The sequence below is a fragment of the Flavobacterium collinsii genome (assembly GCF_902804485.1).
In the GTDB taxonomy this organism is placed as follows: domain Bacteria; phylum Bacteroidota; class Bacteroidia; order Flavobacteriales; family Flavobacteriaceae; genus Flavobacterium; species Flavobacterium collinsii.
This window is the reverse complement of record NZ_CADCST010000065.1, coordinates 40468-61613: the sequence shown is the minus strand read 5'-3', so window position 1 is coordinate 61613 and position 21146 is coordinate 40468. Positions and strand designations below refer to the sequence as shown.

Sequence of the window (21146 nt, the reverse complement as noted above, 5' to 3'; positions counted from 1 at the left end):
GCGTAATTCGGGGCAAAAATCTAAAGTGAACTTCATGAAAAAGCACTTCTTACTTATAGCAATACTATTTTGCTCTGTTTTCATTCATTCGCAGGAACGTTATTTTCTAAATTCAGATACACGTTTGTATACTTCAACCAATGAAACTGGTGATTTTTTAGGTTATTTTAAATATGGAGCAGAAGTTCAGTTGCTTTCGGAAAATAAAAATGGATGGTACAAAGTAAGATCCGATAATTTCTCCGAAGGTTATGTTCCTGAAAAATTTGTTGCGACCAGATTGAACGCAAAAGATGTCAAAATAATAGACCCTGAAAACCCTATTATTGAGGGCAACGACAATTACTATGGCGGCAATCATCTTTTTGTTTCAGTAGCCGGTTTAAAAGCAAGAGCTCTTCCTGATAAAAATGCAAAAATCAGAGAACTCTTATTCACCGGAGATCCTGTAGCGGTTAATTATCTTCCTAAAAACCAAGAGGAATGGGTGAACATACAAGGCCAAATCGACAATGAATATGCAAAATATACACTTGGAAAGTTCCTAGGAAAAAGACCCGATTTTAATTCTTTACTAAAAGACTTTGACAAACTGAATGTCAATGCAATTTCGGAGCGAAAAACGATTGGTGAAAGAATTGTAGAATTGGCCTGGAACAGCGACAATGCTACACTGGCACCTGCCTATCAAAGATATTATGAAGTTGTAAAACAACTCAACGACCCTAAACTTCTTGCTGACACCGAACTGAATATCGCCATTACCAAAGGACTTGCCAGACACAAGAAATCGGAAGAAATTACAGCTTTCAGTAAAAAAGCCGAATTTGTTTTGAACGGTTTTAAAACAAAATCACTCTATTTCTCACAAAAAGATCTGGTAAAAGCATTTGGAAAACCGTCCAAAAAAGGAACAGTAAACGATGAATGTGGGATTTACCTAAGTGAGCTTTTTTATTATTATCCGAATTTTGAAGCTTCTGTAGACGAAAAACAAAATAAGGCCGAAATAACCAAGGTTTTTATCAATGAAAACAACAAACTTGTTTTTAGTCCAACAGCCTCTTTAGACCACACCCTATCCGAAAAAGCATTTATCGAAAAATACGGAACTTATATCGGAGCTTCCATAAAAAGTCCGCATTTGTATTCTATTCAGGTGGAAGACAGCGAATTTAGAATAGAATTCAAAGATGGAAAATTATTTACCATTGAAATAATCTTCTATTGCTGATTTCAATCTATAATTATTCAATACTTTTACACATTCAAAAAAACTCAAAAATGTCAGTAGCAAAAAAAGATTATAAAAGAATCACAACAAAGTCATTAATCGAGATGAAAAGCAACGGAGAAAAAATCTCAATGCTTACCGCTTACGATTACACAATGGCTAAAATTGTTGATACCGCAGGAATTGATGTAATTCTGGTAGGCGATTCAGCATCAAACGTTATGGCGGGTCACGAAACGACATTGCCTATTACTTTAGATCAAATGATTTACCACGCTTCTTCTGTAGTTCGTGCTGTAGACAGAGCCTTAGTAGTAGTAGATTTACCTTTTGGAAGTTACCAATCGGATCCAAAAGAAGCTTTGCGTTCAGCTATCAGAATCATGAAAGAAAGTGGTGGACATGCTGTTAAACTAGAAGGAGGAAAAGAAATTAAAGAATCTATCAAAAAAATATTAAACGCAGGAATTCCGGTAATGGGACATTTGGGTTTAACACCACAATCGATCTATAAATTCGGAACTTACAGCGTTCGTGCAAAAGAAGATCAGGAAGCCGAAAAACTAATCGAAGATGCCAAACTCCTGGAAAAAATTGGTTGTTTTGGTATTGTTTTAGAAAAAATCCCAGCGCATTTAGCGGAGCAGGTTGCTAAAAGCATCTCTATTCCAGTAATTGGAATCGGAGCCGGAGGCGGAGTAGACGGACAAGTTCTGGTAATTCACGACATGTTGGGAATGAACAATGAATTCAGCCCTCGTTTCTTACGTCGTTACTTAAATTTATACGAAGAAATGACTAAAGCAATCGGTCAATATGCTGCCGATGTAAAATCTGCGGATTTTCCTAACGAGAGAGAGCAGTATTAATTTTTTTTAAAGGTACTAAGGCTCTGAGTTGCTAAGGTTCTAAGATTTTTCTTTAAAAGACTCAAAGATGCAAAGCAGCAAAGGTTCAAAGGTTTCTTAGTTCCACTAAATAAGCTATTAAAATTATTTCTCACAAAGACGCAAAGTCACAAAGAATCAAATTTAAACTTTGTGACTTTGCGTCTTTGCGAGAGATTTAAATGCTACAGGTTTGAATCTAAAATCAAAAATTACCCACAGTCTAAAATGAAAATTCTTTCCAATAAAAACAACCTCCAAATCCTGCACGAAGACAACCATATCATTGTCATCAACAAGCGTGTGGGTGATATTGTACAAGGCGACAAAACGGGCGATAAACCTTTATCAGATATTGTAAAAGAATATATAAAAGACAAATACAATAAACCCGGAGATGTTTTTCTGGGGGTAATTCATCGTTTGGACAGACCTACAACAGGAATTGTGGTTTTTGCCCGAACCAGTAAGGCATTATCGCGTATGAACGAAATGTTTAGCAACCGTGAGACTCAAAAAACGTATTGGGCAGTTGTTAAAAATAAACCTCAGGAAACGAAAGCCAAATTAGTTCATTATCTGAAAAGAAACGAAAAAAACAATACTTCCAAAGCTCATATAAAAGAAGTTCCGGACAGTAAGTTAGCCAGTTTGGATTATACTGTTTTTAAAGAACTCCAGAATTATGTGGCGCTCGAAATCAATTTGCATACTGGTCGTCATCATCAGATTCGTGCTCAGTTAGCTGCTATTGGTTCTCCTATAAAGGGGGATTTAAAATATGGTTTTGACCGAAGTAATCCCGACGGCGGAATTCATCTTCATGCCCGAAAATTAGTTTTTGTGCATCCGGTTTCTAAAGAAAATATCACAATCATTGCCCCTACTCCCGACGAGACAATTTGGAATGCTTTATGATTTTATGATTTAATTGTTAAGATTCTAAGTTTTATCGATTAACTTGCATTGGCAAAAAATCAATCGGATTACAAATTATGGACTATAAAAACGACATCGGATACAGAAAAGAAACGTTAAAGAAATTGTTGTACAACATTCAAAAAAGCGAGGATCTAATTGTAAAAGCTTTGTACGATGATTTTAAAAAGTCTGAATTTGAAGCTGTTTTAACCGAGACCAATTATGTGATTTCAGATCTGAAAGATACAATCAGAAACATCCATAAATGGGCAGGACGAAAACGCGTTTTACCTTCCCTTCTTAACTTCCCTTCTACCGATTATATTTTTAAAGAACCTTACGGAAACGTTCTGGTGATTGCTCCCTGGAATTATCCATTTCAATTGGCTTTATGCCCTCTAATTTCAGCCGTAGCAGCCGGAAACAGGGTTGTTTTGAAACCTTCAGAACTCACTCCTCATACTTCAGCCGTAATCGCTAAAATTATTGAAAAAACATTTCACGTGAGTCACGTTGAAGTTTTTGAAGGCGGTGTAGAAGTTTCCAACAAATTACTTGCACAACGCTGGGATTATATTTTCTTTACAGGAAGTGTTGCTGTTGGTAAAATCGTCGCCAAGGCCGCTGCCGAAAATTTAACTCCCGTAACTTTAGAATTAGGAGGAAAAAATCCTTGCATTATAGATGAAACAGCCAATTTAAAACTGGCTGCAAAACGAATCGTCTGGGGAAAATTCATTAATGCCGGTCAGACCTGCATTGCTCCGGACTACATTTTGGTTCAAAAAAACATGAAAGTCAATTTTATTTCTTTTTTAATAGAAGAAATTCTTAAGGCCTACGGTAAAAAAATAGAGAAATCTCCCGATTTTGCCCGAATCATCAATACCAAAAACTGGGTGCGTCTGGACAGCATGATCGAACGTGAAAAGGTTATTTTTGGGGGAGAAACGGATGCGGAAAACAACTACATCTCTCCCACCTTAATAGAAGAACCTGCCTTGGATAGTCCAATCATGAAAGAAGAAATATTTGGCCCTATACTCCCAATCTTAACTTACGAAACAGAGGCCGATATTCATAATATAGTCAGTCGTTACGAAAAACCTCTTGCGTTTTATGTTTTCAGTGAAAATAAATATTTTACAAAAAAACTAATTACCTCCCATTCTTTCGGAGGAGGTTGTATCAACGACACAGTCGTTCATTTCTCGAATAAAAGGCTACCGTTTGGAGGAGTTGGTCACAGTGGTATTGGTGCGTATCACGGTCAGCTGAGCTTTGATGTTTTTTCGCATCACAAAGCTGTCGTAAAAAAAGCAAACTGGCTTGATTTACCTATGCGCTATGCTCCTTACAAAGACAAACTAATATCATTGAAACGGTTACTAAACTGGTTGTGATGATTAAAAACAATTTCGTAATGTTTTGCAGATTTTTATAAGGATTTGATTTAAAATATTATATTTACGCCTCAAATTATCATCTAAAATTTCGGCGATATAAAATAATTCTACCCAGTTAAAATGAAATCTACATCCGATCAGATCAAAGACATTAAAAATCATGGTTATACCTTAGATTTTTCAACTGTTTTCAATCATGCTTTTGAAAATTATAAAAAAATCGCTGTTTACGCCGGATTAATGCTGCTGGTTTTTTCAGTATTTTTTGGTGCTATTGCTTATTTAATACTGGTTACAGCTTTTGGAATTGACAAATTAACGAATGCCAATTTCCTTAACATTCAGCCTCAAAACCTTTCGCAAATTCAATTAGTACTTTATATTGTTGGAACGGCATTTGCATCGGCAATTATGGGACCTTTTACTGCCGGATTTTTAAAAATGGCCGATTGTGCAGAAAAAGATGTAGAGTTCAATGTCTCCACAATATTCTCCTATTACAAAAGCAGTCATTTTTCACAGATTTTTGTAGCCACCTTTCTAATTTCATTGTTTAGTGTTGTTACCACAACATTTCTGGAAATTCTAAAATTAAATGCAGTAGGTTTTGTCTTTTCTCTACTACTATCTTTTTTCACGTTTTTAACCATTCCCCTTATCGTATTTGGGAATCTAAAAGCAGTTGAGGCTATCAAATCAAGTTTCATTGTAATAACGAAGCAACCTATGGTATTAATAGGTCTGATTATCACCATTCTTGGAGCCATACTGGTTGGTTTCTGTGCATTTTGTATTGGAGTACTTTTTACCATTCCGTTTAGTTATTCCATGACTTATGCAATATATTGTTCCATTTTTAATATTGATAAACAAGATCCTATTGACTCTATCGGTCAGTCTGATTTTTAAAAATAGAAAATTCCTTCAAAAAAGAGCCTAACCTACTCTGATGAAATTTTCAAAAGTTATTTACTAAACCAAACATACCCCCGAATTCTATGGTAGCAAACTATAGTCTCTTCAATTCGTTGATCTCAGGACTTGCCATACTTGGTAGTGCCCTGAAATCAATTATTACGAAGTGGTATGTACTTAATTCCGATATTATATTTTACAACAATCCTAAACTCATCATGTTAGGATTATCTCTGTTTGCTTTCCTGGCACTTCTGGTGTATCAATTTTTCCGGATCAAAGCCAGAATTGGCTACTTCATCGAAAAAAAACCGGAAGCAGAAACCCTAAACAAAGAGTATCAACTCTACATATTGTTCTTTGGTATTGCGGTAATTGTAATCGAAATTATCAATGAAATTTTTAAAATAAGACCCAAAAGCTTACTTGTCGTAAATCTATGTATTGGTTTCTCCGTGCTTCTGGTTTACGTTATAATCGACAAAATTCAGTTTTTACGGGAGCGGGTTCAGTCCATATTCATTTCTTTTTTCTTTATTTACGTTTTTTATCTTGGGCACAATATCATTTACCACGAAGATGATATTATTCCTCTAATTGTTTTTCTAATTTCCTTCTACTTCTCTTACAGCATCTTAAAACCCATAAAATTATACTGGCTTTATATTGCGTTAGTTTTTACATTTCTTATTGCTACTATTATTTATCAATTGGTTCCAATAAAATCCTCTATTTTGTTAATCAATTATTGTATTCTGATTTTCATTCTTAATCAGGTCAAATATGCTGTTTTACTGAATAACAGTGATAATTTCAGATTCACCAATGAAATTGTACACAAGGGAAATTCACTGACAATTGCTACAAACGATAAAAATGAAGTCTTGTTTTGCAGTGAAACCATCACTTCTATACTAGGATATCTTCCAGACGAAGTTATGGGGTCTAAATTTTGGGAATTGACTAACGAAACCGACTATCCCGATAACCTTAGCAACATAACTCACGAAGAAGATAAACTCTACATCCGCAAATTAAAAAGCAAAAATGGCGAATACAAATACATTCAATGGAAAGACAAAAAATTTTCCCAAGGCTTAATCATTAGTATTGGTCAGGATGTTACAGAGCAAATTGTCGTTCGGGACCAATACAAAAACCTCATTCAAACTGCCACAGATATTATTTTTGAAATTGATTCCGACGGTTACTTTACCTTTATGAATGACTTTGGTTTTTCGATATTAGGCTATGCTGAAAATGAAATCATTTCACACCATTATTCTAATTTCATTCATGAAAATTACCAACGAAATGCCGTAGATTTTTATGAGAATCTGGAACTGAATGAAAATAATTTTCCGACCATTGAAATTCCAATTTTAAAGAAAAACGGAAGAAAATTATGGATTTCACAAAAAATCATTGTTCGAAAAAATGATCTTGGACAAACAATTGGATTTGCCGGAATAGCTCGTGATATTACTGATATCCGAAATATCGAAAACGAGAAAAAGAAACGTCTCAAGAAAATTGAGTCCTACAACAATTCTACTAACAAATTATCAACTACTGACTTTAGTAAATACAATAATTTAAACACGGTTATAGATTATATCATAAAAGAAGCCGCAACCGTTACCAAAACTAACAGAGTAAGTTTCTGGAAGTACCATAAAGATTTAATTACCTGCAAGAATCTTTTCAGTATCGACAATCAGCATTGTAATGACAAAAATATTCTGGATAAAGAATCCTATCCTATTTATTTTGAAACACTTAAAAACAAGACTATCATAAATGCGCCTGACGTCTTTGATAAGTTCGAAACATCTGAGTTTCAAAAACTTTACTTTACGAAAAACCAGATCAAATCGATGCTGGATGTTCCGATTTTCCTAAACGGACAACTAGCTGGTGTAATTTGTTTTGAAAGCACAGAAGAAAAAAGAGACTGGGATAATGAAGACATCAATTATGCCCGCACCATTTCGGATGTCATCTCCTTGGCCATCTCCTCACAAATGCGTTTAGAAGCCGAAAGAAAATTAGAATTTAAGAGTCAGCTATTATCTGCACTTTCGCTATGTACCGAGAAATTTTTGATGAGTAAATCGACTCAGGAAATGTTTCAGGAGACCTATAATTTAATTGGTAAAGCTGCCAAAGTAGATCATATGTACTACTATGAAAAAGATTTCACAACCAATACCGTAAGTCAGAAATACAAATGGTCCAGACAAGGTATCGAGCATCAGATTACAAAGTTACAACGACTTACAAAAGATCACTTACGTGAAATTTATGATGCAGCACAAAATAAAAAAATAGTCAATACACTTACCCGTAAACTCGACGACACCTTTTTCAGACAATTACTGATGGCAAACCAAATCAAATCGATCCTGATTTTACCTTTGTACATCAACGATATTTTTACAGGTTTTATAGGTTTCGACGATTGCACCAAAGAAAGAAAATGGTCTGAAGAAGAAATCTATATCTTTCAGGTTCTTGCAAATAACATCTCATCGGCACTGGAAAGAAACCGAAACGAAACTAGAATTCTTGAAAGCGAAGAAAAGTTCAAGTTAATAGCCAACAACATCCCAGGCACCGTTTATTTGTCAAAATTTGATGCGTTCTCTACCAAAATATTCTTGAATGATGAGATCTTAAACCTTACCGGCTACTCCAAATCTGAATTTATAGAGAATAACTTATCGTTTTTATCTCTTATTCATCCTGATGACAAAGACGAGGTTATCAACAATCAAATCGATAATTTACAGAACGGAATGCCACTGCACAATGTCTATCGTATTCGTCGTAAAACCGGCGAATATATTTGGGTAGAAGAATTTGGAGACGTTATTAAAAAAGGCGATGAAATTGAATTTGTTGGTGGAATTTACTTTGACATTACCAACAAAAAAGAAACTGAAGATGCCATAAAAGCCAAGCAACTGGCGGAAGCCGCCAATAAATCCAAGTCCGATTTTCTGGCTAATATGTCCCATGAAATCAGAACCCCTTTAAATGGAATTATTGGTTTTACACATTTACTGATGAATACGGGTCTCGAAGAAATTCAGGAAAAGTACATGACCACGATCAATCAATCAGCACATTCGTTGTTAGATATTATAAATGACATTCTGGATTTTTCTAAAATCGAAGCGGGTAAACTCGAACTTTTTATCGACTTATACGACATTAAAAAAGTACTGGGGCAGGTTTTTGATTTAATCGTATACGAATCCAATCAAAAAAATCTCCGCTTAGAACTAAATGTTGCACCAGATGTACCGAAATACATCTGGACCGATATTGTGCGAATCAAGCAAATCTTAATCAATTTGCTTTCCAATGCTGTTAAATTCACCAATGAAGGCTCTATCAAATTGAATGTTTCTGTTTTGGAAAAAAGCAAAAACAACAACTGCACCATTAGATTTTCGGTGGTTGATACGGGAATTGGAATTCTCGAAAAAAACCAGAAGAAAATTTTCAAAGCTTTTTCACAAGAAGATAGCTCTACAACGCGAAAATTTGGTGGTACCGGTTTAGGATTGACCATTTCAAATCAATTGCTTGCTTTGATGGAAAGCCGTTTACAGCTGGAAAGTAAAATCGATGAAGGAAGTAATTTTTATTTTGATCTAAATTTAAAAACCAGTAATCAGAGCATTAACGACAAATATAAGGCCGAACTTCAAAGCATCAACCTTGAACTAAGTTCAGAAAATCTAGCTTCTAATCATAAAAATATTACCTTTTTGATCGTAGAAGACAATAAGGTCAATATGCTGCTTTTAAAAACAATTATCAAAAATTTGTATAGCGGCGCATACATACACGAATGCGAAAATGGTTATGAAGCGGTGAGTCAGTTTGAAAGTATCAATCCTGACTTGGTTTTTATGGACATCCAAATGCCAATAATGAATGGCTATGAAACCACAAGAGCCATCAGAAATACCATTATCGGAAAAGACATTCCGATCATTGCAGTAACCGCTGGCGCCGAAAAAGACGAACGCAATAAATGCCTGTCAGCAGGGATGGATGATTATATTTCTAAGCCAATAATGAAAGGCAGTGTCGAGGAAGCTTTAGTAAAATGGCTAAAATAGTTTAAAACTAAATCATGCGATTACTGTGTTATTCCTAAAAAAAATATAAATTCGTACAACACAAATCCTAATCAACTAAAATTCAAATTACTATGAAATGGCAAGGCAGAAGACAAAGTGATAACGTTGAAGACAGAAGATCAATTTCTGGCGGAAAAGTTGCAGTTGGCGGTGGAATTATTGGTATTATTATTTTACTACTGAATGTTTTTGGCGGCGAAAATGCCCAAATGATCACCCCAATACTGGAACAAATGCAAGGAGGACAGCAACAAACTGAAGCTGCTGCTCCATTAAGTAAAGAAGATGAAGCATTAGGTCAATTTGTCAGAGTTAATCTTGCCGATAACGAAGATATTTGGGGCAAAATATTTGCAGAAAATGGCATGACCTATAAAAACCCGAAATTAGTACTTTTTAGGGGATCTGAACAAACAGCATGCGGAGGCGCATCGTCTGCGTCGGGGCCCTTTTATTGTCCGGGTGATCAAAAAGTATATATGGATTTAGGCTTCTTTGAGGAGTTAAAAAATAAATTTGGGGCCAAGGGCGGCGATTTTGCTATTGCGTACGTTATCGCACATGAAATTGGGCATCATATCCAAACCTTACTCAGAACCTCAGCAAAGATGCATCAGGCTCAGGAAGGAAAAAGTCAGGCCGAAGCCAACAAACTTTCGGTAGCTCTGGAATTACAAGCTGATTTTTATGCCGGAGTTTGGGCACATTACAATCAGAAAAACTTAGATCCAGGTGATATTGAAGAAGCTTTAAGTGCCGCCAATGCTGTTGGAGACGATGCCATTCAGAGTAAAATGCAAGGACAGGTTGTCCCGGATTCCTTTACACATGGTACCTCTGAACAAAGGATGTATTGGTTCAAAAAAGGTTTTACTTCGGGAGACATCAAACAGGGAAATACCTTTGATGAAATATAATATTCACAAACCATCTTAATAATAACCAAAAAAGCATGACTTAATCGTCATGCTTTTTTTTTGTTTCTTTTTCCGACAATTAAAATTAATCAGCCCATAAAACAACTACAGTTAATTAATTTTAAAAACTTTTAGTGTTTCCTAAAGCCATTTTTTTTCATTCTGTCCAATGATAATTTTAGCAACTGTAAGCATATTGGTAAACTCGACGAGCTGTGCTGTTATTTTTTGCTTTTTGAGCAGTAATGCTACTGTTAACATTTTCATCGACTCTATTTTATCTACTATTTCTTCAAAATCAAAATCTTTTCCGACATAAAAAAAAGTCATCATTGTTTGGAGTTCCTTTTTTAATTCCACAAAATAATCAGAATCTGCACTCATTAAAGACTCATTGAATTTCAGCATAAACTTTTTTGACGAGAAAGATACCTCATCAATGATACTGTCGATATGATCTGAAGCCTGATGGGCAAAAACCAAAGCTTCTAATAAGGAGTTTGATGCCAGTCTGTTTTTTCCATGCAACCCCGTTCTCGAACATTCCCCTATTGCGTAGAGGTTCTTTATGTTTGTTTGTGAATATTTATTCACGTTGATACCACCACATTGGTAATGCGCAACAGGAACAATAGGAATTAAATCTGTTTTAGGATGTAATCCAATTGTTTTACAATATTCTGTGATGGAAGGAAAATGACTGTAGAATTCATCGAAGTCCAAATGTCTGCAATCTAAATAAACACATTCTTTTCCGGAGATCTCCAGCTCTTTACTAATTGATTGTGAGACAATATCTCTTGTTGCTAATTCTCCTCGGATATCATCTTTGAATATAAAGCGCTTTTGATTTTCATTAATAACATACGCACCAAAACCCCTTACGGCTTCTGAAATTAAAAAGAAAGGATTTTTATTTTCTTCATATAAAGCCGTCGGATGAAACTGTATATACTCCATATCCTTGATTAAGGCTCCTGCCCGTGATGCTATTGCAATTCCGTCACCAGTTGCAATTTCGGGATTTGTAGTATTCTTAAAAACCTGACCACATCCTCCTGTACTTAAAACAATGGTTTTAGCACCTATGTACTTTACCTTATTATTGATTTTATCACAATAAAAGGCACCTGTACATCTCGTCTCTCCCCTTTTCATTTTTGTATTTACATCAATAACCAAATGATCTTCCAGAAGTGTAATGTTGGACAATTGTTTTATTGTGTCAATCAGTTTCTTTTCTATTTCTGCCCCTGATAGATCTCTATGATGCAAGATGCGATGTTGCGAATGCCCGCCTTCTAAACCCAAATCCCATATTCCTGATTTATTTTTATCAAAAGAAACACCAATAGAAATAAGTTCCTCTAATCGGTCAGGAGCCTGATGTACAACCATTTTTACAATTTCTTCATCACACAGCCCTCCACCTGCTTGTATTGTGTCCTGAATATGTTTTTCAAAACTGTCCTGTATACAGTCCGTAACCACAGCTATACCTCCTTGGGCCAATTGCGTATTAGAGCTTTGAACTTTATCCTTAGTCATAACAACAATAGATAAATCCGGTCGTTTTTTTCCAATTTTTATAGCAAAAAACAAACCTGCTATTCCGGAACCAATTATAAGTAAATCTGTTTTTTTCATTTTGACTGACTTAGATATTTACGACAAATGGAGCATTCTGTTTATTGGTTTTATGGCCTGCAATCTCAGCTCTTCTTCAATTGTAATTTCCGGGCTTTCGTTTTTCAGGCATAAATAAAGCTTCTCTAAGGTGTTTATTTTCATAAAAGCACATTCGCTGCAAGCACAGGTATTATCTTCATAGGTGGGCGCCGGAATAATCGTTTTTTGCAGTGTTTCTTTTGCGATTTGATGCAAAATACCCGCTTCAGTCGCAACGATAAAAGTAGTAGCCGAATTATTCCTGATAAAATTGAGCATCCCGGATGTCGACCCAATATAGTGTGCAGTCTCCAGGATATGCCTTTCCGACTCAGGATGAGCGACAATTTTAGCAGTTGGATTTGCATTGTAAATTTCGATAAGCTTATCTAGTGAAAAAGCTTCGTGAACAACGCACGAACCTTCCCAAAGCAGCAAATCACGGTTTGTTACTTTTTTAAGATACATTCCTAAATTTTTATCAGGAGCAAAAATTATCTCCTTCCCTTCCGGAATAGCTTCTATAATTTTTTTTGCGTTAGACGAAGTACACACCCAATCACTCAGTGCTTTTATCTCTGCCGAAGAATTAATGTAGGTCACGACAACATGATCGGGATAAAATTCTTTTAACGCCTTAAAACGAAGGGGATCACATCCATCAGCAAGAGAACAGCCTGCATTGATATCAGGCAAAAGCACTTTTTTATTTGGATTTATAATTTTTGCTGTTTCTGCCATAAAATACACTCCTGCAAAAACAATAATAGCAGCATCAGCAGTAGCGGCTTTTTTAGATAATTCAAGACTATCACCTACAAAATCGGCAATATCCTGTATTTCTTTTTCCTGATAATAATGAGCAAGGATAATAGCATCTTTCTCCTGCCTTAGACGGTTTATTTCAGAAACTAAGAATAACTTATCCATAGGATTATTTTTTATCGATATTCTTAAATTTCACATTTAGAACACCCTGATTATATTCTTTTGTATTTTAAAAAACTGTTCTTTAAATTAAAAACTCCTAAATCGAAACTATTCTTTACAATTTTATTTGCTTTTTATGGGGTTCATTACAAATTATTCAAACTCTAAATTTTGTATTCGACCCAGGAGAAATCCGTGCTCTACTTTACAGTATAGCTATTTTATAATTTATTAAATCCTACTTTTTCCAGACTAAACATCAATTTTGAGTTGTAAAGATATTATTGGACTTTCCGGTATTTCATGATTAAAATCATAGAACGTTATCTCTTTTTAGCTTAATACTAGACTAATTAATTATGCCACAGTAGATTCAGAATTACAATTACCCCGCAGTTGAAACTCTGAACTATAACATAAGAGAATAAAACTTCAGAGATTTGATAAACACTGAGACCCCTCATTCAAAATTCAACAATATTTGAACCTGATTTCTTGCCCCCAATACAAGCACAACACAATAAAAACATGGATCAATACGAAAACCTGTGGATTTATAAAATTGGACATAAGTATTAGTCGGTCTAAAAAGAATCAGGTTCAAAAGTTCTGGAGTGATAAAAATAGTATTCTCTTTACCATAAAGGACTTTAGGAATGAAAGTGGCAGCCTTTTGCAATCTTTTAAAGTTTTACATTTTCCTAAAATTTCTTAATTGCAAAAATAATAATTTACAGCTTACCCCATAAGAGACAAGTATTTGGAATCTGTTGCTCTGAAAGAGCCTTAGCAGTAACATGGCACGAAGTGCCATGAATAATGGTGAGCACTTCTTCAAGCCCTGTAAGGGCGAAAGCATAACCCAAAAGCACCTATCTTATTTTATGACATTTCCGAAATTTAGCAACTTTTAATCAAGATATTATGCTTTATTTATAACTGCTTATGCCCCTTCAGGGCATTATGATTCATTATCTTAATTTATAGTGCGTTGCACTATTTTTATGCTTTTGGGCTTTCAGCCCTTTTTAAACATTTCAAATATTTATACCCAAAGAGAACACTAATTACAAAATCAGCTATAATAAAATGATCTCTTAAATGAAGAGCTGAAATCGTTAATAAAAAGAATAACTTCTATCAACCCCACAACATTTTGGATTGATCCAAAAACATTGCCTGTGGTTTCAACCACAGGAACACAATAATGGAACACAATACAGAATCACAATGCACAATAACACCATTACCCCACAGTCGAAACTGCGAACAACGATATACAAACAATAACATCTCACAGACCTCCACAATTGAATAAAGTGGAATTTATAAAAATTGCCGTTTTCAGTTAAACGCACAAAAAAAGCCTTGAATTTCTTCAAGGCTTTAAATTTCTGGGTGGCTGACCGGGTTCGAACCGGCGACCCGCGGCACCACAAACCGCTACTCTAACCAACTGAGCTACAACCACCATTTTTCTGCTTGTGCATTTCTGCTTAGCGAGTGCAAATATATAACTAATGTTGAGTTCTACAAAGAAAAAAATGAAAAATTTACAGTAAATTTTCTAAACTATTGACAGCCAAACACCTTTCAACAGTAAAACCTTCAGCAAAATCTTTACCAACAAGCCTTCCTAAATCCTTCGCACGATAATCTAAACTTTCAAAGAAGTTTTTACTCGTAATTGGCGTTGCAGGTTCTTTCGAATTCGGATCATAAAACTGCGTTTTGTATGCCGAAACTGCTTCTACCTTTTTCTTTTCAAAACCTGTGATATCCACTACAAAGTCAGGCACAATGTTTTTCCACTGAATATAATGGTACACCACCTTTGGTCTCCACGCTTCCTGACGCTCTCCATCTATTGATGTTTCTATCTTTGCCAATCCAGACAAGAAGCAGGCATCTGAAACTAATTTACTCCCCTTGCCATGGTCGATATGACGGTCGTCGATTGCATTACACAACACGATCTCCGGTTTGTACTTCCGAATCATTTTGATTACCTCCAGCTGATGTTTCTCGTCATTTGCAAAAAAGCCGTCACGCATGCCTAAGTTTTCACGAACCAGAACTCCTAATATTTTTGCTGCTTCTTTTGCCTCTGCATCTCTAGTTTCAGCTGTACCACGAGTTCCCAATTCTCCACGTGTTAAATCGACGATACCTACTTTTTTACCCAGTGATATTTCTTTTAAAATGGTTCCGGCACAACCTAATTCTACATCATCCGGATGTGCTCCGAAGGCTAATATATCTAATTTCATAATTTTTAATATCAATGTCAAAAATCAATTACAATTCTGAAAATCAAAACTGATCTTTCATCTATTTACTTTACTCTTTTTTGTTTTTTTTGTTTTGTTCCAAGTTTCAAGTTTCAAGTTTAGTTGCAGTCGCAATATAAAGTCTTAGCAACTGAAAACTGCGACTGAAAACTGTATACTGCTACTAAAAACTCATAACTTCTAACTCATAACTCTCAACACTCTTTTCATCGTCATCGATTTGTTCACACTTTCCTCCCATTCTTTTTCGGGAACACTTTCTTTGGTAATACCGCAGCCCATATATAAAATTGCAGTATTCTCCTGAATTTGCATGCTTCGCAAATTTACGTAGAAATCAGAACTAATCTCATCGTGAGCAAAACTGCTGTTTAATTCTCCCAGAAAACCGGTATAAAAAGTTCTGTCGTAATTTTCGTTTTCTATAATAAATGCTTTTGCTTTTTTCTTTGGCAAACCACAAACTGCAGGGGTTGGATGAAGCGTATCGATTACTTCTTCCAGAGTCGAATTGTTTTTTAAAACTCCCGAAATATCTGTTTTAATATGCCAGATAGATCCTGCTTTCACACTATAAGGTTCTGTAACATCAACCGAAGAAGCTACCTCTCGTAATCTCTTTACAATAAAGTCGGTCACATATTGCTGCTCGTCTTTTTCTTTTTGCTGCCATAAGATATCTGTTTCTAATGCCGCTTTCTGAGTTCCAGCCAAAGCCATGGTTTCAAAAACATTTCCATTGGCTTTCAGCAATCGTTCCGGTGTTGCTCCCATCCAGAAACCAATTTTTGGATGAAAAAAAACATACGACAAAGTCGTCGGATACAATTGAATCAAATGCTGAAAAGTAGCAACAAAATCAAATTCAGCCAAAGTCACTTTTTCACTTCTGGACAGTACTACTTTTTTAAACTCATCGTTATTAATTGCCTGAATTCCTTTTGAAACTAAAGACTCGTATTGTGTTTTGGCTTCAATATCAAAACCCGTCCCTTCTATTTCGGTACTTTCAAATACAATCTCTTCGTGCTCTGTTGTTAAAATTTCAGATTCATTCTCCGGAATCAGAATCAGTTGTTTTTCATCAAAAGAAGCAAAAACAAAACCTTTTTCTTTATAATCTGAGATTTTATATAATGTATCGTTATGCTGTAAAAGCGCAAAAACACTATTGGAATTTGGTTTAGAATACATCACAAAAGGCAAACCCTTTTCGTGTTGTACTTTAATTTTAGAAAAAAAATCATTCATATTTCCTATACTGTTTTCTTTCTGTCCAAAACCATATTGGTCAATTTGCAAAGCGAAATCAAATTTCCGGCTTCATCAGTAATTTTAATCTCCCACAGGTGAATACTTTTCCCTTTGTGAATGATTCGGGCTGTTCCGAAAACCCATCCTTCTCTAATACTTTTCAGATGGTTGGCCGAAATTTCTATTCCACGTACTTCTTGTTCGTTTGGATTGATAAAAAAGAAGGATGCTGCACTCCCAACACTTTCTGCCAGAGCAACCGAAGCACCACCATGTAACAAGCCCATTGGCTGATGAACAGAAGGATTTACAGGCATTTTTGCAGTTAAAAAATCAGTTCCTGCGTCAACATATTCTATTTTCAGCGTTTCCATCAATGTGTTTTTCGAAAACTCATTACAGTGCGCTAAAATCTGTTCTTTCGTATAATTCATTAAAATAGACTTTAAAATCGTAAAATTAAAGAAAAGATGAGATACAAATTCGAAAATCACATTCTAAAATTAAAATTCAACTTCAAACATGTAAGTTTTTTGCTATTTTTACAAAAACATTAATATTGATCTGTTGCAAAGATTTTTTTTATGCCACAGATTGCACAGATTTTCACAGATTAAAATATTTCTTCAAAGAGTAAAAAATCTTTTTAATCCTTTTAATCTTGTGGTAAAAAACGAACACATTCAAATGCGTCAATACTTTATACTTCTTATTTTCGGATTACTTATAACTTTCAGCTCTTGCCGAACTGATTTTGATACCATTGCCAGTTCCGGAGATCTGAAGTTTTCAAAAGACACTGTTTATCTGGATACTGTTTTTAAAAATATCGGCTCCGCTACTTATCAGCTTAAGGTGTACAATAAAAGTAAAAATGACATCTCGATTCCAATCATCCAACTCAAAAATGGTCTGAATTCAAAATACAGAATGACGGTTGACGGAATGAGTGGAAACAATGGTAAAATCTTCAAAGATGTCACACTTTTGTCCAAAGACAGTTTGTATATTTTTGTAGAAACCACCGCAGATATTACAGATGCAAATCCAACCGACTTTTTATATACAGATAAAATTCAGTTTGACAGCGGCGCTAACCTTCAGGAAGTCGCTTTGGTCACGTTGATTCAGGATGCTGTTTTTCTTTATCCAAAGCAAAATCCCGACGGAACAAAAGAGAAAATCAAAATCGAAGGCAAAGAAGTTGATGGTTTTTATCTGGACGAAAGTGATCCTGTAAACGGAAATGAATTGCTTTTTACCAAACAAAAACCTTATGTTATCTACGGATATGCAGGAGTTCCTAAAAATAAAACCGTCACTTTTGAAGCGGGAGCACGTGTATTTTTTCACGCCAATTCAGGACTTTATATTGATGACAAAGCTTCTTTACACATTAACGGAACAACATCTGCAACGCCTAAATTAGAAAATGAAGTTGTTTTTGAAGGTGATCGCTTAGAATCTCTTTACGATAATATTCCGGGGCAATGGAACTCGGTTATTTTTGCAAACGGCAGCACCAATCACACTGTAAATCACCTTACCCTTAAAAATGCGATCATTGGTTTAAATTTCAAAAATCCTGACGCCGCTTCGACTATTGAAATCAAAAATACGCAGATTTACAATTCTGCCGAATACGGGATATTAGCCCAAAATGCACGCATTAATGGAGAAAACATAGTGATTAACTATGCCGGTCTTGCGAGTTTGTCCTGCGTATATGGCGGGAGCTATAAGTTCACACACTGTACTTTCAACAACAGCTGGTCAAACAATTCGCAATTTGCGGTTAACCTCAGCAACAGTCTTGCCAATGCTGTTCCAGCAACAAATCCGCTCACACAGGCAACTTTTAACAATTGCATCATTTACGGATCGGGTAGTAACGAATTTAATCTGAATAAAAATGCTACGACTGCTTTTGTCTATCAGCTTAACAATTGCCTGGTAAAATTCAGCAGCTCGACAACTAATCCTGATTATCAATTTAAAACAGACACTGCACACTACAACCAAATCATTCTAAACGAAAATCCAAAGTTTTTGAATGTATCCAAGAACCTGTTCAATATTGACAATACTTCTTCCGCTTTCGCGAAAGGAAATCAGATCTATAACATTCCTTTGGATATTATTGGAAAAACCAGAACTTCTCCACCTGATTTAGGGGCGTACCAAAGCGCAGCATTTCCGAAGTAAAGACTGTCCAAAAAAACATTTTCTTCGCTCGCAAAATCACTAAGACGCAAAGTTCTTTTACTTTATGCATCTCCTTTTTGATTTGCAGCTGTTTTTTTATGTAATTTTTTTTAATATCTAAAGATTTTATCCAGACTTAACAAAACTAATCTGCTTACATTCGCGCGCAAAAAAAGTAAAAAACTTAGGGCCTTTGTGCCTTCGTGGCAATTTCCTCAACCGTAAGAAAAACTATCTTAATTTAAACATCCCTTAACGCAACGTATTCCATAAAGTAGTAAATTTGAGACAATTAATAAATTCAAACAAAAAACATCCATTTATTAAAAACCAAATTTAACTACCGCTATTTATGAAAAAAATCTACTCTTATGTATTATTATTCTTTATTACAGCGACATTTGCTCAAATCCCTACCGGTTATTACACCACAGCAACAGGCACGGGTTACACTTTAAAGACACAATTGTACAACATCATAAAAGGACATACCAATAATGGATATGCCGGTTTGTACGTCACTTATCAAACTTCGGACGTTGATAATTTTTACGAAAACGACGGAACTGTTTTAGACATGTACTCTGAAAACCCATCTGGAACCGACCCTTACAATTACAGCACAGGAACCACACAAAGGTGCGGGAATTATGTGGTAGAAGGTGACTGCTATAACAGAGAACACATCATTCCGCAATCTGTTTTTAACGAACAATCACCTATGGTAGCCGATGCACATTTCATCACTCCAACCGATGGAAAAGTAAATGGTATTCGATCCAACTATCCTCACGGAACTGTAGGTACTGCAACTTATACGTCTCAAAATGGCGGTAAATTGGGTTCAAGTTCAGTATCCGGATATTCAGGAACCGTTTTTGAGCCTATAAACGAATTCAAAGGCGATATTGCCCGAATGTATTTCTACTTTGCTACACGTTACGAAAATACGGTTGCAGGTTACTCTTATCCGATGTTTGACGGTTCAGGCGACAAAGTCTTTACTACAGCATTTTTAAATCTTCTTCTAGCATGGAACGCACAAGATCCGGTAAGTGCGAGAGAAATTGCGAGAAACAATGCCATTTATGCCCGTCAGAACAATAGAAATCCTTATATCGATCACCCGGAATATGTCAATCAAATTTGGGGAGGAACACCTTCTTCAGATACTCAGGCTCCGACTGCACCGACAAGTTTGGCTTCCACTTCAAAAACAGCCACTTCCATTACGCTTTCGTGGACTGCCTCTACAGATAATTTAGCCGTTACCGCTTATGATATTTATGCGAACAGCGCTCTAAAAACAACTATTTCCGGTACAACCGCTACAATTACAGGCCTGACTGCAGCAACAGCTTATTCTATTTATGTAAAAGCAAAAGATGCTGCGGGAAATACTTCTGCTTCAAGCAATACCATTTCAGTAACAACCGACAGTAACGGAACCGGAAGTACGACAGATCTGCTTTTCTCTGAATACATTGAAGGATCCGGAAACAATAAAGCTCTTGAACTTGCTAACAATACCGGAACAACAATAAATCTATCTGCATATACCATAAAAAAACAAACTAACGGTGCAGGCTCGTGGAGTACAGGTTTGGCTTTAAGCGGAACATTGACCACTGGAAGCAAATTTGTTATTGTACACAACCAGATCTCATCAAGCTGCTATACAACCGGCTCGGCTAACATATCGACAACAGCAACTGAATTGGCTTATAACGGAAATGATCCTATAGGTCTATTCAAAAATGGTGTTTTGATCGACATCATTGGTACTTTTAATGGCGGAACGGCCAATTTTGCAGCCGATGTCACTTTAAGAAGAAAATCAACCGTAACTGCACCTAGCGCCACTTTTAATCTGAGTTCGCAATGGGATTCGTTTGGAATGGATACCTGTTCGGACTTAGGAGCCAAATCAGGAAACGATGGCACTCTTAAAGTAACGGAAAAAGTTTTCACCGAATCAAAAAGTCTTACTATATATCCGAACCCGTCTCAGGGTAACTTCACTGTTTACTTTAATAATTTAGAAGCACCCTATTCTATCGGGATAATTTCAATATTAGGTCAAAAAGTGTTTGAGAAATTAAACACTACAGATTCATTATCAACGATAAATAATGTACCAAAAGGCGTATACATTGTTCGTATTAGCATAGGTTCTGAAAATTTCAGTAAAAAAATCGTAATCAACTAATTACACACGAGTGCTTACTAAATAAAGCAGTGGCAATATTGCCGCTGCTTTTTTGTTATAACATTTTTTTATACTATGCTCGCAAAGTCGCTAAGACGCAAAGTTTTTTATATATCGAACTTAAAAAAATAGACTTTGCATCTTACCGACTT

The 21146-nt window shown here is 35.6% G+C and carries 14 protein-coding genes and 1 tRNA gene; 9 read left to right on the top strand and 6 right to left on the bottom strand.

Features of this window, described 5'->3' with window-relative positions; translation table 11 throughout:
• The first annotated feature begins 34 nt into the window (after positions 1-34).
• The 7 genes from FLA105534_RS05090 (at position 35) to ypfJ (ending at position 10437) form a co-directional block, all read left to right on the top strand.
• On the top strand, positions 35-1234 hold the full coding sequence (locus FLA105534_RS05090; RefSeq protein WP_173964951.1) for an SH3 domain-containing protein: 1200 nt from the start codon (positions 35-37) through the stop codon (positions 1232-1234).
• 50 nt (positions 1235-1284) lie between these two features.
• On the top strand, positions 1285-2103 hold the full coding sequence (gene panB / locus FLA105534_RS05085) for a 3-methyl-2-oxobutanoate hydroxymethyltransferase (RefSeq protein WP_173964950.1): 819 nt from the start codon (positions 1285-1287) through the stop codon (positions 2101-2103).
• A gap of 246 nt (positions 2104-2349) precedes the next feature.
• Entirely contained in the window at positions 2350-3039 is a 690-nt protein-coding gene (locus FLA105534_RS05080; protein WP_173964949.1) for an RluA family pseudouridine synthase, read from the top strand.
• 77 nt (positions 3040-3116) lie between these two features.
• Positions 3117-4445 (top strand): aldehyde dehydrogenase, encoded by a 1329-nt coding sequence (locus FLA105534_RS05075; RefSeq protein ID WP_173964948.1) that lies wholly within the window; start codon positions 3117-3119, stop codon positions 4443-4445.
• A gap of 123 nt (positions 4446-4568) precedes the next feature.
• On the top strand, positions 4569-5357 hold the full coding sequence (locus tag FLA105534_RS05070; RefSeq protein WP_173964947.1) for a DUF2189 domain-containing protein: 789 nt from the start codon (positions 4569-4571) through the stop codon (positions 5355-5357).
• Positions 5358-5446: 89 nt separating this feature from the next.
• Positions 5447-9499, top strand: coding sequence for a PAS domain S-box protein (locus tag FLA105534_RS05065; protein ID WP_173964946.1), 4053 nt, complete (start codon positions 5447-5449; stop codon positions 9497-9499).
• A gap of 92 nt (positions 9500-9591) precedes the next feature.
• Positions 9592-10437: a KPN_02809 family neutral zinc metallopeptidase gene (ypfJ, locus tag FLA105534_RS05060; RefSeq protein ID WP_173964945.1), complete on the top strand. Its 846-nt coding sequence runs from the start codon at positions 9592-9594 to the stop codon at positions 10435-10437.
• Between the two features lie 141 nt (positions 10438-10578).
• Here ypfJ and nadB read toward each other — a convergent pair whose 3' ends face one another.
• The 6 genes from nadB to FLA105534_RS05030 form a co-directional block, all read right to left on the bottom strand.
• On the bottom strand, positions 10579-12084 hold the full coding sequence (gene nadB, locus FLA105534_RS05055) for an L-aspartate oxidase (protein WP_173964944.1): 1506 nt from the start codon (positions 12082-12084) through the stop codon (positions 10579-10581).
• A gap of 18 nt (positions 12085-12102) precedes the next feature.
• Positions 12103-13035, bottom strand: a complete 933-nt coding sequence (gene nadA, locus FLA105534_RS05050) for a quinolinate synthase NadA (protein WP_173964943.1) — start codon at positions 13033-13035, stop codon at positions 12103-12105.
• 1397 nt (positions 13036-14432) lie between these two features.
• Positions 14433-14506 (bottom strand) — tRNA-His (locus FLA105534_RS05045).
• Positions 14507-14588: 82 nt separating this feature from the next.
• Entirely contained in the window at positions 14589-15305 is a 717-nt protein-coding gene (gene bshB1, locus FLA105534_RS05040; protein ID WP_173964942.1) for a bacillithiol biosynthesis deacetylase BshB1, read from the bottom strand.
• Positions 15306-15506: 201 nt separating this feature from the next.
• Positions 15507-16577, bottom strand: coding sequence for a chorismate-binding protein (locus FLA105534_RS05035; RefSeq protein ID WP_173964941.1), 1071 nt, complete (start codon positions 16575-16577; stop codon positions 15507-15509).
• 5 nt (positions 16578-16582) lie between these two features.
• Positions 16583-17014: a PaaI family thioesterase gene (locus FLA105534_RS05030; protein WP_173964940.1), complete on the bottom strand. Its 432-nt coding sequence runs from the start codon at positions 17012-17014 to the stop codon at positions 16583-16585.
• Positions 17015-17267: 253 nt separating this feature from the next.
• Between FLA105534_RS05030 and FLA105534_RS05025 the strand changes: the two genes are divergently transcribed.
• Together FLA105534_RS05025 and FLA105534_RS05020 are read left to right on the top strand one after the other, a co-directional pair.
• Positions 17268-18785 carry a hypothetical protein gene (locus FLA105534_RS05025; protein ID WP_173965013.1) on the top strand — a complete coding sequence of 506 codons (1518 nt, stop codon included), beginning with the start codon at positions 17268-17270 and terminating at the stop codon, positions 18783-18785.
• 352 nt (positions 18786-19137) lie between these two features.
• Positions 19138-20994, top strand: coding sequence for an endonuclease (locus FLA105534_RS05020; protein ID WP_173964939.1), 1857 nt, complete (start codon positions 19138-19140; stop codon positions 20992-20994).
• The last annotated feature ends 152 nt before the right edge of the window (positions 20995-21146 follow it).

Excerpts from the sequence above, each read along its gene's own strand:
- panB (WP_173964950.1), top strand. The coding sequence starts at position 1,285 with ATGTCAGTAGCAAAAAAAGATTATAAAAGAATCACAACAAAGTCATTA.
- FLA105534_RS05025 (WP_173965013.1), top strand. The coding sequence starts at position 17,268 with ATGCGTCAATACTTTATACTTCTTATTTTCGGATTACTTATAACTTTC.
- FLA105534_RS05090 (WP_173964951.1), top strand. The coding sequence starts at position 35 with ATGAAAAAGCACTTCTTACTTATAGCAATACTATTTTGCTCTGTTTTC.
- bshB1 (WP_173964942.1), bottom strand. The coding sequence starts at position 15,305 with ATGAAATTAGATATATTAGCCTTCGGAGCACATCCGGATGATGTAGAA.
- ypfJ (WP_173964945.1), top strand. The coding sequence starts at position 9,592 with ATGAAATGGCAAGGCAGAAGACAAAGTGATAACGTTGAAGACAGAAGA.
- FLA105534_RS05080 (WP_173964949.1), top strand. The coding sequence starts at position 2,350 with ATGAAAATTCTTTCCAATAAAAACAACCTCCAAATCCTGCACGAAGAC.
- FLA105534_RS05020 (WP_173964939.1), top strand. The coding sequence starts at position 19,138 with ATGAAAAAAATCTACTCTTATGTATTATTATTCTTTATTACAGCGACA.
- FLA105534_RS05065 (WP_173964946.1), top strand. The coding sequence starts at position 5,447 with ATGGTAGCAAACTATAGTCTCTTCAATTCGTTGATCTCAGGACTTGCC.
- nadA (WP_173964943.1), bottom strand. The coding sequence starts at position 13,035 with ATGGATAAGTTATTCTTAGTTTCTGAAATAAACCGTCTAAGGCAGGAG.
- FLA105534_RS05030 (WP_173964940.1), bottom strand. The coding sequence starts at position 17,014 with ATGAATTATACGAAAGAACAGATTTTAGCGCACTGTAATGAGTTTTCG.
- nadB (WP_173964944.1), bottom strand. The coding sequence starts at position 12,084 with ATGAAAAAAACAGATTTACTTATAATTGGTTCCGGAATAGCAGGTTTG.
- FLA105534_RS05070 (WP_173964947.1), top strand. The coding sequence starts at position 4,569 with ATGAAATCTACATCCGATCAGATCAAAGACATTAAAAATCATGGTTAT.
- FLA105534_RS05035 (WP_173964941.1), bottom strand. The coding sequence starts at position 16,577 with ATGAATGATTTTTTTTCTAAAATTAAAGTACAACACGAAAAGGGTTTG.
- FLA105534_RS05075 (WP_173964948.1), top strand. The coding sequence starts at position 3,117 with ATGGACTATAAAAACGACATCGGATACAGAAAAGAAACGTTAAAGAAA.